Origin of the sequence: Gordonia paraffinivorans NBRC 108238, assembly GCF_000344155.1 — a bacterium.
Taxonomy (GTDB): Bacteria; Actinomycetota; Actinomycetes; order Mycobacteriales; family Mycobacteriaceae; genus Gordonia; species Gordonia paraffinivorans.
The window spans coordinates 1-16,075 of sequence record NZ_BAOQ01000043.1; the positions used below are offsets into that span (position 1 = coordinate 1).

The 16,075-nt window shown below is 70.3% G+C and carries 11 protein-coding genes and 2 pseudogenes; 6 read left to right on the forward strand and 7 right to left on the reverse strand.

What is annotated here, in order from left to right; genetic code table 11:
• Nucleotides 1–410: 410 nt before the first annotated feature.
• The 6 genes from GP2_RS18310 to glf form a co-directional block, all read right to left on the reverse strand.
• Complete coding sequence (locus GP2_RS18310; protein ID WP_006902071.1) at nucleotides 411–1,400, reverse strand: alpha/beta hydrolase; 990 nt, start codon at nucleotides 1,398–1,400, stop codon at nucleotides 411–413.
• A gap of 361 nt (nucleotides 1,401–1,761) precedes the next feature.
• Nucleotides 1,762–3,813, reverse strand: coding sequence for an arabinofuranosyltransferase AftB family protein (locus tag GP2_RS18315; protein WP_006902072.1), 2,052 nt, complete (start codon nucleotides 3,811–3,813; stop codon nucleotides 1,762–1,764).
• The gene (locus GP2_RS18320) at nucleotides 3,800–4,726 is read right to left on the reverse strand and encodes a decaprenyl-phosphate phosphoribosyltransferase (protein ID WP_006902073.1); all 927 of its coding nucleotides are present in this window, start codon (nucleotides 4,724–4,726) and stop codon (nucleotides 3,800–3,802) included. The genes GP2_RS18315 and GP2_RS18320 overlap by 14 nt, the downstream gene beginning before the upstream one ends.
• A complete protein-coding gene (locus GP2_RS18325; protein ID WP_006902074.1) occupies nucleotides 4,723–5,457 on the reverse strand; it encodes a phosphatase PAP2 family protein in 735 nt (244 codons plus the stop codon). Before GP2_RS18325 ends, GP2_RS18320 begins: the two co-directional genes overlap by 4 nt.
• The gene (locus GP2_RS18330) at nucleotides 5,438–7,381 is read right to left on the reverse strand and encodes a glycosyltransferase (RefSeq protein ID WP_006902075.1); all 1,944 of its coding nucleotides are present in this window, start codon (nucleotides 7,379–7,381) and stop codon (nucleotides 5,438–5,440) included. Before GP2_RS18330 ends, GP2_RS18325 begins: the two co-directional genes overlap by 20 nt.
• The gene (glf, locus tag GP2_RS18335) at nucleotides 7,382–8,590 is read right to left on the reverse strand and encodes a UDP-galactopyranose mutase (RefSeq protein ID WP_006902076.1); all 1,209 of its coding nucleotides are present in this window, start codon (nucleotides 8,588–8,590) and stop codon (nucleotides 7,382–7,384) included. It lies immediately after the preceding gene.
• Nucleotides 8,591–8,758: 168 nt separating this feature from the next.
• Between glf and GP2_RS18340 the strand changes: the two genes are divergently transcribed.
• The 5 genes and pseudogenes from GP2_RS18340 to GP2_RS18360 all read left to right on the forward strand — a co-directional run bounded on the left by GP2_RS18340 (nucleotide 8,759) and on the right by GP2_RS18360 (nucleotide 12,515).
• Nucleotides 8,759–9,448, forward strand: a complete 690-nt coding sequence (locus tag GP2_RS18340) for a glycosyltransferase family 2 protein (RefSeq protein WP_006902077.1) — start codon at nucleotides 8,759–8,761, stop codon at nucleotides 9,446–9,448.
• A pseudogene (locus GP2_RS18345) lies at nucleotides 9,445–10,330 on the forward strand (acyl-CoA dehydrogenase family protein). The gene GP2_RS18340 and the pseudogene GP2_RS18345 overlap by 4 nt, the downstream one beginning before the upstream one ends.
• A 158-nt stretch (nucleotides 10,331–10,488) precedes the next feature.
• A pseudogene (locus GP2_RS18350) lies at nucleotides 10,489–11,115 on the forward strand (PIG-L deacetylase family protein); the annotation flags it as partial.
• Nucleotides 11,112–11,726, forward strand: a complete 615-nt coding sequence (locus tag GP2_RS18355) for a class I SAM-dependent DNA methyltransferase (RefSeq protein ID WP_006902079.1) — start codon at nucleotides 11,112–11,114, stop codon at nucleotides 11,724–11,726. The pseudogene GP2_RS18350 and the gene GP2_RS18355, both read left to right, overlap by 4 nt.
• Before the next feature lie 105 nt (nucleotides 11,727–11,831).
• The gene (locus GP2_RS18360; RefSeq protein ID WP_006902080.1) at nucleotides 11,832–12,515 is read left to right on the forward strand and encodes a GAF and ANTAR domain-containing protein; all 684 of its coding nucleotides are present in this window, start codon (nucleotides 11,832–11,834) and stop codon (nucleotides 12,513–12,515) included.
• A 25-nt stretch (nucleotides 12,516–12,540) separates the two neighbouring features.
• On the opposite strand, the gene GP2_RS18365 is transcribed toward GP2_RS18360, so the two are convergent.
• Nucleotides 12,541–14,028, reverse strand: a complete 1,488-nt coding sequence (locus GP2_RS18365; protein ID WP_040527441.1) for a SpoIID/LytB domain-containing protein — start codon at nucleotides 14,026–14,028, stop codon at nucleotides 12,541–12,543.
• A gap of 390 nt (nucleotides 14,029–14,418) precedes the next feature.
• On the opposite strand from GP2_RS18365, the gene GP2_RS18370 reads away from it, so the two are divergent.
• Entirely contained in the window at nucleotides 14,419–16,062 is a 1,644-nt protein-coding gene (locus GP2_RS18370) for a peptidoglycan recognition protein family protein (RefSeq protein WP_006902082.1), read from the forward strand.
• Nucleotides 16,063–16,075 lie beyond the last annotated feature (13 nt).

Here is a 16,075-nt window from a genome sequence, read left to right on the forward strand (position 1 = left end):
GGCGCCGGCGGTTCGGGCTCCGCGCCTGCGAGACCCTGTCCGACGACGAGCCCCGTCACCGCCACCAGCGCCACACCGGCGGCCGCCATCGAATGCCGGGCACGTCCACGAGCCGTCCGGGAACCGAACGGTCGTGCACCACTGTTTCGCCGCATCACCTGTAGAACTCCTTCGCCCCATCAGACCGGGGTTCGCGCAGAGCGACCGTTTCCCCAGTAGTCACATCTGCATCATCACTACCAAAAGCCTCAGGAGTTTCTTACACGGAATATGCGCGCGTGTCCCGACGCCACGCTGTGACACGTGAGATTCATGTGACAGGTGTTATCAGGACGGTCGCATCGCCGACATACGACGACGCCCCGCCCGGGAGTCCCGGACGGGGCGTCGAAACAGCTCGTGTCAGGCCGTCAGCGGAAGAATCCGCGGTTCTTGGCGTTCCACATCATGTCCTGCCAGTAACCCCACGCGTGGGTGCCGTTCGCGTAGTAGGTCATCAGCGGGACGCCCTGGACGAAGGCGGCCGCCTCGAAGGCCTTCGACTGGGAGAACGCCAGGAGCTCCAGCGTCGATCCCTTGAACAGGTCGTCGAAGACGTTCGGCAGGGCGTTGTACTTGCCGAACAGGCCGTTGCCCGAACCGACGAAGATCTTCATGCCGCGCATCAGGCCGATGTTCCAGAAGGGGTCGTTCTGGAACCAGCGGATGCTCCACGGCGGGCCCCACATGGCGTCGATGTTCCACGGCTTCGGGTCGACGTCGAACATCGCCAGGCGCAGCGCGGTACGCATACCGGGCGCGCTGAGGAAGTTGTAGCCCGACAGCGAGCCGGCACGGTCGAAGTGCTGGCGGTTCTGCGCACCGATGACGAGAGCCGCGTTACCGCCCATCGACAGGCCCATGATCGCGTAGCGCTTCGACGGGCCGACGCGGAAGCCGCGGCGGTCGAGCTCGGCGATCAGGGTCTTGGTGATGACGCAGTTCCAGCGGTACCGGTACTTCTGGCCGTTGAAGTTGCTGGGCGCATCCCAGTCGGTGTAGAAGCTCGCGGGTCCACCGATGGGCTCGACGACGTTGACGCCGGACTTGACCATCTCCTGGACGTTGGTGTTGATCTCCCAGCCGCTGTAGTCGTACTGGGCGCGCATACCGTCGAGCAGGATGACGGTCTTGTAGTTGCCGGGCTTCTTCCAGGCGCGGACCTTGACATTCGGCATGCCGCACCCGTTGACCCAGAACTCCTGCTTTCCGACCTGCGTGCCCCCGATCCGGGCGTTCGCCTGTCCGGCGACGACTCCGGTAAGCCCGACAACTGTCAGCACGGCGACGAGAGCGGCGATCAGCCGGTTGCTCGTCCGACTGCGCGCAGGCCTGCTCGCCTGTGTGGCAGCTTCACGCATGTACAGAATCTCCCTTTTCCGCCGCCCGGAGCCGGTGACGCTCTCACATCACGCAACCCGGTCGGACCTTGTGCGTCTCACACCTCGCCGGCGCATACGGATGGCGGCGCGGCAATGGTTCAGCGAGCCGATCTCGCATGCGATTCGCCGTCGGGGAGCCTATTCGATGCTCTCTGACGTGACAAACCTTGTGACTGCGATCACAACTCTCGCACCGGGACGCCCTGGCCACTCCAGAACACCCCGGTCACACACGGTCAATCGACCCATCGAGCCGCGACGTTACCGATCCGAGATGTATCCGCCAAATTTCTCGCGGATGGCCCGGGCGGATTCCGGCAGGCCGGACAGGTCGCCCGCCTCAGTTCCCGGGGTTCACCGGCGGCGGCATCTCGAGGCCGCAGCGCAGGATCTCGTACTCCGGCTCGCGCTGGATCCGGTAGCTGTTGAACGTGAACGCCTGCCGCAGGTTGTGCTTGAAGCGGCTGAACGACCACGGCCCCTCGAAGGAGGCGAACCGGTCCTTGGTCTCCGGGCACTGGAGCGCCACCTGTGCCTGCCGGACGAGATCCTCGTCGAGGTAGCCGGGGAGCACCGGGCGACGCGGGAAGGCGCCGGACTCGGCGATCACCCACTCGCTCGGCAGGATCTTGTCGTGGCCGATGCGGCCGTCCTCGAGGCGCTCGGTGTGCGCGGCGAGCGGATACGCCAGACCCATCTGGTCGATGACGCGCACGTCGAGGGGCGCGTTCATGCTCGTCATACCGAGGTTGAGGAAGTAGACGGTCACCTGGCGCTTGGCACCGGGCGGCATCTCCCCCGGGAGCTTCGCGACGTACCACTCGTCGTAGTTGAACGACGGCAGGATGACGCCGCCCTGGTCGCGGTACTGCTCGATCTTCTCGACCATCGCCTTCATGCGCGGGTAGTCGAGGTAGTCCTCGGCGGTCACGGGGTTCTCGTTGCCCATGTTGGTGACGTAGAAGCGACGTTCGTCGACGATCCCGCTGCGACCGATGTCGATGCCGGCGTTGGGCAGCACGGTCGAGTGGGTGGTGATCGCCCAGACGAGGACCGTGATCCACATGCCGGCCATCGCGACCGACCCGGCCAGGCCCAGACCCGCGCGACGACGGGCCGCGGGGTCGGTGTCGCGTCGGGCGAATGCCGCCTTGACGTGTGCCGGGATGGTCACCGGGACCACCATCAGCGGCAGGAAGGTGATGAACAGCGGGGTCAACAGGACGCGGCCGTGCATGAAGTCGCCGCCCTGGCGGACCCAGTACACGACGAGGATCAGCCCGGCCGCGACGACGACCGCCACGGCGACGGGCGTGGTCTGCAGCCGCGCGGAGAACCTCGCGAAGCGGGACCCCGCGGAGGCCTGCGGATCGGCGGCGGTGTCGGCGGCGTCGGCCGGCGCGGCGCGCAGGCGATCGGCGACGATCAGCAGCACACCGGCGATCACCGCCAGGATCACCGGCAGCAGCAGGACGTACGGGCCGAAGAGGTTGGTGAGGTAGGCGAAGCCCTGCTCCCACTTGGACCCGCTCGCGTCCTTGGCGACGGCCGGGTTCGGGACCAGCAGGCCGTAGTAGCCCATCCGGAAGATCTGGTAGCCGACCGGCAGGGCGCCCGCGACGACGAGGACGCCCAGGCGCATCTTCCAGCCCAGGGGCGCGAAGAAGACGAGCAGCAGGACGAGGCCGCCCAGGACTGCGAGTTCGGGACGGATCAGCGGCGCGAGGCCCGCGGTGAATGCCAGCAGCAGGGTGGCAGTGGCCGCCCGGCCCCCGCTTCTCGGCCCACGGCGCGCCCAGGCCACCAGCTGCACCCACAGCACGGCCACCCAGAAGATGCAGAGACCGCTCTCCAGGCCGCTGGTCGCGAAGTCGCGTGCCGGCGGCAGCGCGATGTAGACGATGGCGGTGAACGGAAGGAGCAGCGTCCAGCCGTCGCCGGTGAGGCCGCCGATGCGGTTGCCGTAGAGGCGCGCCGCGCCGTACATCGCGATCGGGATCGCGGCGACCGAGCACACGAGCGCGACCCACAGCGCGACGTACTCGAGCTGGGCGTCGGTGACCCACGCCCAGAACCACAGCAGGTACGTCCACGCCGTCGAGGTGTTGGCCTCGACGCGCTCGCCGGCGTTGAACACCGGACCGTTGCCGGCGAAGAGGTTGCGCAGGGTGCGCAGGACGATCAGGCCGTCGTCGGCGATCCAGCGGCGCTGCCATGCGCCGATGGCGAAGAAGGTGGTCACCAGGACCGCTCCGACGAACCAGCTGGCCGCGGCCAGCCGACGCCGGGACGTCACGGCCCCCGCCACGGACGTCGGAGTGGTCTCTACCTCGTCGACGACGGAATCGGTACCGACACCGTCGGCGGACTGCAGACCGTCAATTGACCGCATAGACCGCGACACCCACGCATACTATCCACGCCACGGCAAGCAGTTGCAGTACACGGTCGCCGAGGGCGATCTCTTCCGGCTCGCCCGCCGCACCGCCGTCGACGTCCACCGCATAGCGCAGGATGGCGATCGTGAACGGCACCATCGAGATGGCGTAGGCGACGTTGGTGTCGTGGTTGTTGTCGGCACCCTTGTCGAACGCCCACAGGCCGTAGAACACGACCACGCCGGTGGCCGACAACGTCCACACGAACCGCAGGTAGGTGGTCGTGTAGTAGCGCAGCGCCTTGCGGATCTGGGCGCCGGTGCGCTCGGCGAGGATCAGCTCGGCGTAGCGCTTGCCGGCCGCCATGAACAGCGAGCCGAAGGCCATGACGAGCAGGAACCACTGCGACAGGTCGATCTCGGCGGCGACGCCGCCGGCGATGGCGCGCAGCAGGAAGCCCGACGACACGATGCAGATGTCGATGACCGCCTGGTTCTTGAGCCCGAAGCAGTAGCCCAGCTGGATGACCAGGTAGATCGCGATGACCACCGCGGTCTGCCAGTTCGCCAGGAAGGCGACCGCGATCGAGCCCGCGAGCAGGACCGCGGCCAGCGTGTACGCCAACGGCACCGGCACGACACCCGCCGCGATGGGGCGGAACCGCTTGGTGGGGTGGTTGCGGTCGGACTCGACGTCCATCGCGTCGTTGACGAGGTAGATGCTCGACGCCGCGAGGCAGAACGCGATGAAGGCGATCCCGGCATGGACCAGCACCGAGACCTCGGTGATGTTGCCGGCCGCCAGCGGCGCGGCGAGCACCAGGACGTTCTTCACCCACTGCCGTGGGCGGATCGCCTTGATCAGCCCGGTGGCCAGGTTCTTCGGCGGCCCGGCGACCTTCCCGTGCTCGATCGGCTCCTCGCTCATGCACTCTCCCTGTGTCGTGTCGCCCGCGCGATGACCGGGGCCGCGGCGAGTCGCAGCGGACCGCCGGGCACCGCGGCCGTCAGGCCGAGCCGGGTCAGGGCGCGCGCCGCACGGCGGGCGCGTCCGGGTGCCGGTTGATCGCGGGTGGGTTCGAGCAGCACCTTATCGCCCGCGATGACCGCGGCTGCGCTCGCGGCACCGATCGCGGCACCGGCGGTGACGTCGGTCGGGTAGTGGACGCCGAGGACGAGCCGCGACAGCAGCATCGGCGGGACCAGCACGGCGGGCAGGGTCTTGAGATCCCAGCCGGCGGCGCGGCCGATGAGGATCGCGGCGGCGGTCGTCGACGTCGCATGCGAGGACGGGAAGCTCAGCTTGCTGGGGGTGGACACGCCGATCTCGATCGCCGGATGGTCCGGGCGCGGCCGGCGGACGATGCGCTTGATGATCACCGAGGCGGCGTGCGCCCCGAAGGCGCCGACGCCGGCCTCGATCCACAGCTGCTGAGAGCGTTCGTCGCCGCGGGCCCGCGCGAGCGCCCAGCCGGCGCCGGCGATGCCGAGCCAGCCCAGGGCGTGCTCCCCGAAGTGCGACAGGCCGCGGGCGGCCGAGCGGACGCCCGGCTGCGCGCCGATGCCCTGCTGGATCGCGACGAGGACCTTCTCCTCGCCCTGCGGGGGCCGGGAGGTCTCGTCGGCCGATGCCGCGGGACTAGTCGATTCCGAAGACATCGGCCCAGCTCTCCTTACTGGTCAACTCGCGATGCTTGGCCCGATAGACCCGCTTCATCTCGTCGAACTTCTCCTGCAGCTCCTTGACCAGCGCGAAGTGCTCGCGGGCCAGGGCGATCATCTTCTCGCGGTCGCGCTGGCGGTAGACGACGCCCCGGCCGTCGGCGGTGGTGACGGTGACCCCGTCGACGCGGCCGAGCGAGAACCAGCGCGCCTCGATCGGCGGGTAGTTGGCCTGCGGGACCTCGTGGTGACGCGGGTCGGCCGGGCGGGCGTTGTTGACCACGGCCGCGGCGAGCGCCTTGACCTTGCTGATCGGGTTCGTCGGGACGTGGGTGCCCAGGTGCGTCGCCTCGCCGGTGGCCTTGGGCAGGACCGTCGCCGACGGCAGCACGACCGCGTCCGGGTACTGCTTGCGCATCTCGGCGATCTTGGGCAGCGCGGCCGGCAGCAGGCTCCGGATGTGGTCGGGACCGCGCAGGAAGTCGCGGATCGCCTCGTTCTGGATCGCCACGGTCGAGTACTCCAGGCACAGCAGGTGCTTGGCGGTGGCCTTGGACATCGACCGGAGGATGCCCTTGATCGGGCCGTCGTGGTGGATGGCGGCGACCACCAGGCGGTTGCGGAGGTGGAAGTACGCCTGCCAGTCGATGGCGTCGTCCTTGTCGCTCCACGCCATGTGCCAGATCGCGATACCCGGGATGGTGGCGGTGGGATAGCCGGCCTTCGCCGCGCGCAGCGCGAACTCCCAGTCGTCCCACTTGATGAACAGCGGCATCGGGAGGCCGATCGTCTCCGCGCACTCGCGGGGGATCATGCACATCCACCAGCCGTTGCCCTCGACGTCGATGCGCCGGTGCAGGTTCTTGGAGTTCTCGCGGTCGCGGAGCGGGTACTCGGCGAAGTTGTGGTCGTACTCGACGAACGGCGCCGCGGTCCACATGAAGGTGTCGCGGCGGATGACCTCGCCCATGCAGTGCAGGTGGCTGCGGTCCTGCAGGTTGAGCATCTGCCCGCCGACGAGCATGGGGGCCTTGGCGAATCGCGACATCGCGAGGGCGCGCAGGATCGAGTCCGGCTCGATGGCGATGTCGTCGTCCATGTAGAGGATGTACGGCGAATCGGTCAGGCGCAGGGCCTCGTACATGATGCGCGCGTAGCCGCCCGAACCGCCGAGGTTGCCCTGGTCGAAGATGTGCAGGCGATCGCCGAGCGCCGCGGCGGCCTCGGCGTAGCCGGGCTCGTCGACGACCTTCCTGGTGCCCTGGTCGGGCATCATCACCGCGTCGATGACCTCGTCGACCATCGGATCGGAGGTCAACGCCGCCAACGCGTTCACCGCGTCGGTCGGCCGGTTGAAGGTCGGGATGCCGACCGTCACGCGCTTGGTCTCGGCATCGGGGGTGGGCGCCTCGATCGGGGCGTACCAGCCCGCGGCGACGATCTCGGTGTCGGTGTCGGTGGTGACGTCGAACCAGATCCAGCCGCCGTCCTCGAACGGGCCGAGGTCGAGCTCGAATTCGGCCACGCCGCGGCCGTTCTCGTCGGTGGCGACGAGGTCGCCGCCGATGCCGATGCGCGATCCGTCGATCTTGGAGCGGTACAGGTCGACGCGGCAGGTGCCGACGACCTCGATGCGCAGCACGACCGACTTCAGGATGCTCCAGCGCCGCCAGTACGCGGCCGCGAAGGCGTTGAAGTAGGTCTCGAAGCTGACCTCCGACTCGGCGCCCAGCAGAACCGAGGTCCGGCTCGGTGCGTGCGCGCGCCGGTGGTTGGACGCGGACTCGAGCAGGTACAGCGACCGGACGTCGAGCGGCTCGCCCGCCCGCGGGAAGATCACCCGCTGCAGAAGCGATTTCGCCTTCGACGGCCCGGTACCCGCCTCGGGGATGTCGGACTGGTTCACGGGGGTCACCGTCATCTATTCGGCTCCTGCGGGGTCGGCCACCAACGGCGCACCGTCACGCAGATGCGGCGCCAGGGTGTTGTCGAACATGGTGAGCGCGCTCGCGATCGCCATGTGCATGTCCAGGTACTGGTAGGTACCCAGGCGGCCACCGAAAAGCACCTTCGCGCTTGCGGTCTCGGCCTTGGCGAGGTCGCGGTAGCGCTGCAGCTTCGCGCGGTCCTCCGGGGTGTTGATCGGGTAGTACGGCTCGTCGTTCTCATCGGCGAACCGGCTGTACTCGCGCATGATGACCGTCTTGTCGGTCGGGTACGAGTCACGTTCGGGATGGAAGTGCCGGAACTCGTGGATGCGGGTGAACGGCACGTCGGCGTCGTTGTAGTTCATCACCGGGGTGCCCTGGAAGTCGCCGGTGTCCAGCACCTCGGTCTCGAAATCCAGTGTGCGCCAGCCGAGACGGCCCTCCGAGTAGTCGAAGTAGCGGTCCAGCGGACCGGTGTAGACCACCGGGGCGTCCGGGTTCTCCGCACGCAGCTCGTGGCGCACCGCGAACCAGTCGGTGGACAGGCGCACCTCGATGCGCTCGTCGGCGGCCATGTTCTCCAGCCACTTGGTGTAACCCTCGACCGGCAGGCCCTCGTACTTGTCGTTGAAGTACCGGTTGTCGAAGGTGTAGCGCACCGGCAGGCGGGTGATGTTGCTCGCCGGCAGGTCCTTCGGGTCGGTCTGCCACTGCTTGGCGGTGTAGTGCTTGATGAAGGCCTCGTAGAGCGGTCGGCCGATGAGGCTGATCGCCTTCTCCTCGAGGTTGCGCGCCTTCGCGGTGTCGATCTCCCCGGCCTGCTCGGCGATGAGCTTGCGCGCCTCGTCGGGCGTGTAGTAGCGCCCGAAGAACTGGCTGATGAGGCCGAGCCCCATCGGGAACTGGTAGGCCTGCCCGTTGTGCAGCGCGAAGACGCGGTGCTGGTAGTTCGTGAACTCGGTGAACTGGTTCACGTACTCCCACACGCGGTCGTTGGAGGTGTGGAAGAGGTGGGCGCCGTACTTGTGGATCTCGATCCCGGTCGTCGGCTCGGGCTCGGAGTAGGCGTTGCCCCCGATGTGGTCGCGCCGTTCGACGACGAGAACCCGTTTGCCCAGCTGCGTCGCGGCCCGCTCGGCGACGGTGAGACCGAAGAATCCGGAGCCGACGACGATCAGGTCATATCTGCTACTGGTTGCCACGGGTCCTCAGGGTAACGGACCCAACCTGAGGATTCCCCGAGCCACGGTCTCCCGCGCCCGCCGCCGGGTAGTGTTCGATCCATCCGGTCTGACGCCGTCGGACCCGGTCGATCTGTGTTGTCCAGTCGGGTCGGGGAGCGTGCGATGCCTGCGAGGCCCGGTGATGTGATGCCCGTCATCACCGACGTGACCGTGGTGGTGCCCGCCCACGACGAGGGCGATCTCCTGCCCGCGTGCCTCGAGGCCCTGACGGTCGCCGCCGCCGCGGTCGCGCTGCCGGTGGAGGTGATCGTGGTGCTCGACTCCTGCCGGGATTCGTCGGCCTCGGTGGTCCCGCCGCGGTTCCGGACCCTCCGGGTCGAGGAGCGCTGCGTGGGCGCGGCACGTCGAGCGGGTTTCGCCGCCGCCTCCGCAGGTGCGTCGCCGACGACGTGGTTCGCGACCACCGGCGCGGACTCGACCGTCCCACCCGAATGGCTGGTGACCCATGTGGCGGCCGCGCATGACGGCGCCGACGCCTACGTGGGCACCATCACCCCCGACGGTTTCGACGGCTGGCCCCCGGGGACCGGGGCCCGGTTCGCCCGCAACTACGAACCCCGCACCGGACACCGCCACATCCACGGCGCCAACCTGGGGGTGCGCGCCGACGCCTACGCCGCGGTCGGCGGGTTCCGCACCCTCTCAGCGCACGAGGACGTCGACCTGGTCGCCCGCCTCGAGAACGCCGCGCGGCCGATCGTGTGGGGCGCGCATGCGCCGGTGCGCACGTCCACGCGTCGTGCCGGCCGGGCCGCCGAGGGGTTCGCCGCCTATCTGCGCGGGCTCGCCGAGCGCACCCCCGAGGAGACCGGATGAGCGGCGAGCGCGCCCGCGAGATCGTCGGGTCGGCGGACTTCGCGCTGCCGCGCCCCGGCTCGGGGCGGACACTCGAGCGCTTCGCCGCGCTGACCCGGCTCTGCACCGAGGACATCGGCACCGGGCGTCTCGTGGAGGCCCACGCCGACGCCGACGCCATCCTGGGCGAGATCGTCGGCGGCGGCGTGGCGCCCGGCGAGTTCTGGGGCGTGTGGGCCGCCGAGCCGCCCCGCCCGAGGGTCGACGCCCGCCTCGTCGACGCCCGCTGGCAGCTGTCTGGCGTGAAGCCCTGGTGCTCGGGCGCCACCGTCTGCACCCATGCCCTGGTGACCGCGCACACCGACGCCGGAATCCGCCTCTTCGCCGTGGACCTGCGCGCGCCCGGCGTCAGCGCCGACACCTCCGGCTGGCACAGTCCGGGCATGCTGACGACCGACACCGGGGACGTGGCGTTCGACGCGGTGCCCGCCGAACCCGTCGGCGGGGTCGGCGCCTACCTCGATCGGCCCGGTTTCTGGCACGGCGGGATCGGCGTCGCGGCCTGCTGGTTCGGCGGCGCACGGCGTGTCGCTCGCCCCCTCTACCGTGACGGCCGGCTGGGCGCAGCTCGAGGCCGCGGCGCGGCAGCTCGACGCCGCGCCGCACGCCCCGGCCGCCCGGCTTGCCTTCGCCGTCCGCTGGTCGATCGAGCAGGTCGCGACCGGCATCATCGACCGGGTGGGGCGGGCGTTGGGCCCGCGGCCGCTGGTGGCCGACCCCGATCACGCGCACGCCGTGGCCGACCTGACGGTGTACATCCGCCAGTCACACGCCGACGCCGATCTCGTGACCCTCGGCGGTCTCGTCGACGGCCGGATTCCCGGACCCGAGGGGGACCGATGACGACCGACGGGCGCTCGGAGAGCATGTCGGCCCGGTTCGCCGCGACACCGACCGCCGACACCGGGACCCCGGAGGCGCGGTGGCGGGAATGGTTCGCCGCCCGGGGCGGGTGGCCGCCGGCGGAGGTGCCCGTCGATCGCCTCGTCGTCATGTCCGCCCACCCCGATGACGAGGTGCTCGGAGCGGGAGCGCTGATCTCCTCGGCCGCCCGATCCGGGACCGAGGTGGTGGCCGTCTGCCTCTCCGACGGTTCGGCCTCGCACCCCGGGTCCCCGACCCTCACGCCCCGCGAGCTGGCCGAGCACCGGCACCGTGAACTGGATGCCGCCACGACCGTCCTCGGCCTCGAACCGTCACGCTGGTGTGGCCTCCCCGACGGCCGCCTCGCCGAACGGGAGCCGGAGATCGAGGCGATCCTCGCCGGGGTCCTCGCCGAGAAGCCCGTCGCGCGAACGGGATTGCTGTCGGTGTGGTCGCACGACGGCCACCCGGACCACGAGGCGGCCGGGCGGTGCGCGCAGCGCGTCGGCGACGCGCACGGCCTGCCGGTGTGGATGTTCCCCATCTGGATGTGGCACTGGGCCGCGCCCGGCGATCCGGCGGTCCCGTGGGACCGCGTGCGCACGTTCTCGCTCGACGACGCCGATCTCGCACGCAAGCGCGCGGCGGTGGAGGAGTTCGCCACCCAGATCCGCCCCCTGTCCGACGCCCCCGAGGACGCGGCGGTCCTCGGACCCCACATTCTCGCGCGCCTTCTCCGCGACCGGGAGTTCATCCTCACATGACCCCACACCGATTGCCGGACAGCTATTTCCACGCCATGTATGCCGCCGACGACCCGTGGGGCTTCTCGTCCCGCTGGTACGAGCGACGCAAGTACGCGCTGACCCTCGCGGCGCTCTCCTCTCCCCGCTACGGCTCGGCCTTCGAACCCGGCTGCTCGATCGGCGTCCTCAGCGCCGAGCTGGCCACCCGCTGTGACCGCCTGCTGTGCATCGACGTCAGCCCCCGCGCCGTCGATCTGGCGCGCCGGCGTCTCGCCGCCGCCCCGCACGCGCAGGTGCGCTCGGGCGACATCGTCGAGGACTGGCCGGTCGGCGAGCGGTTCGACCTGATCGTGCTCAGCGAGGTCCTCTACTACCTCGACGCCGATGCGCTGGACGACCTCGTCGGTCGTCTGCCGGGGTCGCTGACCCCCGACGGAGAGGTCGTCGCGGTGCACTGGCGATGGCCGGTCGCGGACTACCCGCAGACCGGCGACGCGGTCCACGAGGCGCTGCGGGCGTCGTCGCTGGCCGTCTTGGCGTCCTACTCCGACACCGACTTCCGTCTCGACGTCCTCCGTCGTCGGCCGGGGCGGTCGGTGGCCCAGCGCGAAGGCCTCGTCGACGCCTGAGGGTCCCGGCCATCCGGCATACTTCACTCGCGACGGTTCTCTTCCGCGACTCGGCGCGTCGACCGGCCGGATCATGCGGGACGTGTACTCATCGGGAGGCTCCAGTTGACCGGGTTGGCGGATTTCGGTGCGCAGATGACGCGGATCGCCGGGGAGATGCGCGCGCAGAGCGACGGCACGGAGGCCTTCCTCCGGTCGATGACCAAGTACGCGGTCGACGCCGTCGACCAGGCCGAGTTCGCGACGGTGACCCTCGTCGCGAACGGGCAGATCGAGACCCCGGTCATCGTCGGCGATCTCGGCGGCGAGGCCGACCGGCTGCAGCAGGAACTCGGCGAGGGGCCGTGCGTCCGGGCCGCCGTCGACGACGTGACCATCTGGATCGACGACATGACCGCCGAGACCCGGTGGCCGAGGTTCACCGAGCGTGCCGCAGCGCTGGGGATGCGGTCGATGGCGTGTTTCTGCCTCTACATCGACGGGGACGGATTCGGCGCGCTCAACCTGCACAGCACCCGCCCGTACGCGTTCACCGAGGAGTCACGGACGATCGGCGAGCTGTTCGCCGCCCATGCGGCCACCGCGTTCGCGGCCGTCAAGGAGAAGCAGCAGCTCCACGCCGCGCTGCACACGCGCGACGTCATCGGCCAGGCCAAGGGCATGATCATGGAGCGCTACAAGCTCGACGCGACCGCGGCGTTCGCCTTGCTGGCACGGCTGTCCCAGGACGCCAACATCAAACTCGCCGAGGTCGCCGCCCAGATCGTGGAGGCAGGCCCCGAGGCCTGAGGCGGCCCCGGAGCCGGAGGCCCCGTCAGCGGAGGGCGTCGCGCTTGGGGAACCCGAGCACCGGGATGCCGCCGCGCTGCTGGAAGCGTTCGAGACCCTTGCCGACGAGGACCTTCGGGCCGGTCGCCGGGGTGAAGAACATCATCCCCTTCTCGAACAGCTGCGTGACGCCGGCGCCGTCGGGGGTGAGCGTCGGGGAGCCGAGCGCGGCGCCGAGCGGTCCGGCCGCTCCGCCGAGCTGCTGGAACCGGCCGTTCATCACCGAGATGGCGAGGTCGAGGAGCTTGGACGCGCCGGGCACCAGCTGGTCGGCGAGCTGGTTGAGGCTGCCGAGGTCGAGCCCGAAGCCCGGGCCGGCCGGACCGGTCGGCGGCTTGACGATCCGGGGCGGGGTCTGCTGTCCCTGGACGGAGAACCACGACGACTTCAGCTGCAGCTTGTTCCGGGCCTCCTCGCCGGTGACCTCGGCCGTGCCGCCGGAACCGACCGCGCGCACCTTCAGCGCGCGCCCGTGCTCGGGTCCGAGGCCGTTGGCCTCGATCACCTCGAAGCTCTGCAGAGCGCCCACGCCGAACGCCGAGCCGATGCTCGACGCCGAGACGGTGGCCGTCCAGTCGTGGTTGGGCGAGACGGAGTCGCCCTCGTCGACGACCGCCGGGAACTCGCCGCCGGCCGTGTATCCGCCGGTGGAGGCGGAGAACTCGGTGAAGGCGGGCTTGCCGTTCTTCAGCAGGATCTGTCCGGCCGTGGCGTCGGCGGCCGCGTTGGTGCGCCGGTCCTCACCCTCGACGCCGCCGTAGACCTGTGAGTTCTGGGTGTCGTCGATCTTCTTGCCGCCCGCGATGGCGGCAAGGGCGTAGGTCCGGGCCGCGACGGCCTGGGCCTGCAGGGCGGCCGCGCCGCCGGAGTCGCCCCAGGCGGGCAGGCTCTCGCGGGGGATCACACCCTTGACGTAGTCGTCGATGTGGACGCGGTTGACCACCCGGCCGCCCTCGACTCCGAGCGCGCCCCGGTAGGCCTTCTCCGAACCGCAGAACTTGAGGAACTCGGCTGCGGGCCGACTGGGCGCCATGCTCAGCGGCTCGACGAAGGTCGCCGGCACCGATCGCACCGCGGCCCCGCCGCATCCGTTGCGGATGGTGGCCGTGCCCCCGGACAGGCTGACCGCCTGCCCGGGAGCCACCGTCTGACCACCGACTCGCATGCCGGCGTCCGCGTGCACATTCACCGAGTTCTGACCCGTGAGGGTCACATCGATCTCGGGCCTGTCCACCTTCCCCGCGGTGGTACCGCCGTAGAAGTGGCGGAGGATCTGCTGCGCCGTCCAGCCCTTGCGGGCGTAGCCGTACGCACCCCACTGCCCCATTCCGCGGCCGTGGCCATGACCGTGCCCAATGAGCGTCACCGTCGACCCGACCGAGAGCTCGACCTCGGTGGCCGAGTCGGTGGCGCCCGCGGCGACGAGCCCACCTGCCAGCAGTGCGGGAGCCAGCCCCGCAGCGGCCCAGGTCAACGCGCGGTTGCGCGTTCTCCCGGGACGCTGACCGGTCGCCGGCCTTCTCGGCAGGAGCCGCTTGGGTCGGACTCTGGTCACCACTGCACACATCCTTCGGTCGCGACGACACCAGTCCGGGGACCGCGGCCAGGCCGGGCCTCCGTTGTGACTGATGTGACGATTGGGACTTGAGTGACATTAGTGAAGAGTCGTTGCGGTCACCAAGCCGAGCCGGTCACAACCGGATCACGAGTTGAGCGACGATTTGTGACCTCACCAGAAACACCAGCAACTCCAAGCACATCGGTAACAAGAGCGTCACGACTGGCAGGCACCCGGCGTGTGTCGCGGCACCGGACACAACCCGGCCTCCACCATGGCGACGTCATCGACCCCGCAAGGAGATCCGTGCGTTACCCCAGACCCAAGCTCTCGATCGCGCTCGCGGCCATCGCCGCTGCGGTCGTGGCGAGCCCGTTCGCGGTCGTCGCCATCGGCGCCGACGACGCCGCCCCACGACTGGTGGACAACAAGGACGACGTCGCCCGCACCGAGATCGAACAGGTGCCGCTGCGCGAATTGCCGGCCGCGATCATCGACCTGGCCTCGTCCGGCCTCGCCGACGCGGGCGTGACGCTTCCCCCGATCGAGCCGGACGCCTTCCCGCTTCCGGACCTGACGGTGCCGCTGCCGAAGGGCCTGCTCCCGGAGCCCTCGACGCCCGGTCCGACCACCGGCTCCCCCACCGACGGGTCGTCGGCTCCCGCATCGCCGGGCACCGGCGAGGCGACCACGACCACCGCGACCTCGCCGAAACCGGCCGCGCCGGCCCCGGACGCCGACCGCGCGCCGGCCACCTCCCCGTCGACGACGCCGCCGGTGACCGCCATGCGCGACGGTCGCGAGGTGGGGGCGGCGGTCACGCACATCGCCCGCGACAAGCCGCTGAAGATGGTGGCCTTCACCTGGGACCGCCCGGTCGACGTCGACCTGAGGCTGCGCGCCCGCGAGCCCGACGGGTCGTGGGGCCCGTGGACGCCGCTGGAGAAGGTCGACGTCGCGGCGCCGAGCGCGGACAAGCCGTCGGGCACCGAGCCGGTGTGGGTGGGCGACGCGAAGGAGGTCCAGGTCGCGGCCAGCAAGGACGGCCTGGCGATCCCCGCGGCCGAGACCCAGGGCGGCGATCTCGCCCAACTCGCGATCGGCACCGGCAGCGAGGTCGTGACCAAGCTCGCCGAGACCGTCCTCAACTCGCTGAAGGCGACGCTGATCAGCCCGGAGGGCCTGCTGTCGCTCGGCTCGTCGCTACTGACCGGCCTCACGGGCGGACCGCAGGTGATCGCGCGACAGCAGTGGGGCGCCGACGAGGCGATCCGGTGTTCGCAGCCGGTCTACTCCCCCGCGCTCAAGGGCGCGATCGTGCACCACACCGCGGGCAGCAACGACTACACCCCGGAGCAGTCGGTCGAGATCGTGCGCGGCATCTACGCCTACCACGCCCAGAGCCTGAACTGGTGCGACATCGGCTACAACGTCCTCGTCGACAAGTACGGCCAGATCTTCGAGGGCGCGTTCGGCGGGCTCGACCGCAACGTCGAGGGCACCCACACCGGCGGATTCAACAAGGAGACCGTGGGCCTGGCGTTCATCGGCAACCTCGAGGAGGTCCCGCCGACCGCGGCGGCCCTGGCGTCGGCCGGAAAGTTCCTGCGGTGGCGCCTGTCCAAGGCCGGCCTCGACCCGGCGGGCACCGCGACACTGACCTCGGAGGGCTTCGACGGCACCAAGTTCGCGGCCGGGACGCAGTCGAACCTGCCGATGATCTCCGGCCACCGCGACTACAACAGCACCTCGTGCCCGGGTGTCCACGGCTACGCGGCGCTCGACCAGATCCGCGGGCTCGCCGGAGGCGCCGTGCCGCGGGAGGAGTCGACGCCGCCGCAGGAGCCCACGGGTCCCGCACCCGACGGTCCTCCGGCAGGACCGGACGGGTCCCCCGCGCCGGCGCCCGACGGCGCCCCGGCACCGGAGGTCGCGCCGCCGGCGCAGTAGCCCATCGGAGCGG

What these genes read in the sequence shown, in the direction of transcription:
- GP2_RS18310 (WP_006902071.1), bottom strand. Translation starts at nt 1,400, where the DNA reads ATGCGTGAAGCTGCCACACAGGCGAGCAGGCCTGCGCGCAGTCGGACG.
- GP2_RS18315 (WP_006902072.1), bottom strand. Translation starts at nt 3,813, where the DNA reads ATGCGGTCAATTGACGGTCTGCAGTCCGCCGACGGTGTCGGTACCGAT.
- GP2_RS18320 (WP_006902073.1), bottom strand. Translation starts at nt 4,726, where the DNA reads ATGAGCGAGGAGCCGATCGAGCACGGGAAGGTCGCCGGGCCGCCGAAG.
- GP2_RS18325 (WP_006902074.1), bottom strand. Translation starts at nt 5,457, where the DNA reads ATGTCTTCGGAATCGACTAGTCCCGCGGCATCGGCCGACGAGACCTCC.
- GP2_RS18330 (WP_006902075.1), bottom strand. Translation starts at nt 7,381, where the DNA reads ATGACGGTGACCCCCGTGAACCAGTCCGACATCCCCGAGGCGGGTACC.
- GP2_RS18340 (WP_006902077.1), top strand. Translation starts at nt 8,759, where the DNA reads ATGCCCGTCATCACCGACGTGACCGTGGTGGTGCCCGCCCACGACGAG.
- GP2_RS18355 (WP_006902079.1), top strand. Translation starts at nt 11,112, where the DNA reads ATGACCCCACACCGATTGCCGGACAGCTATTTCCACGCCATGTATGCC.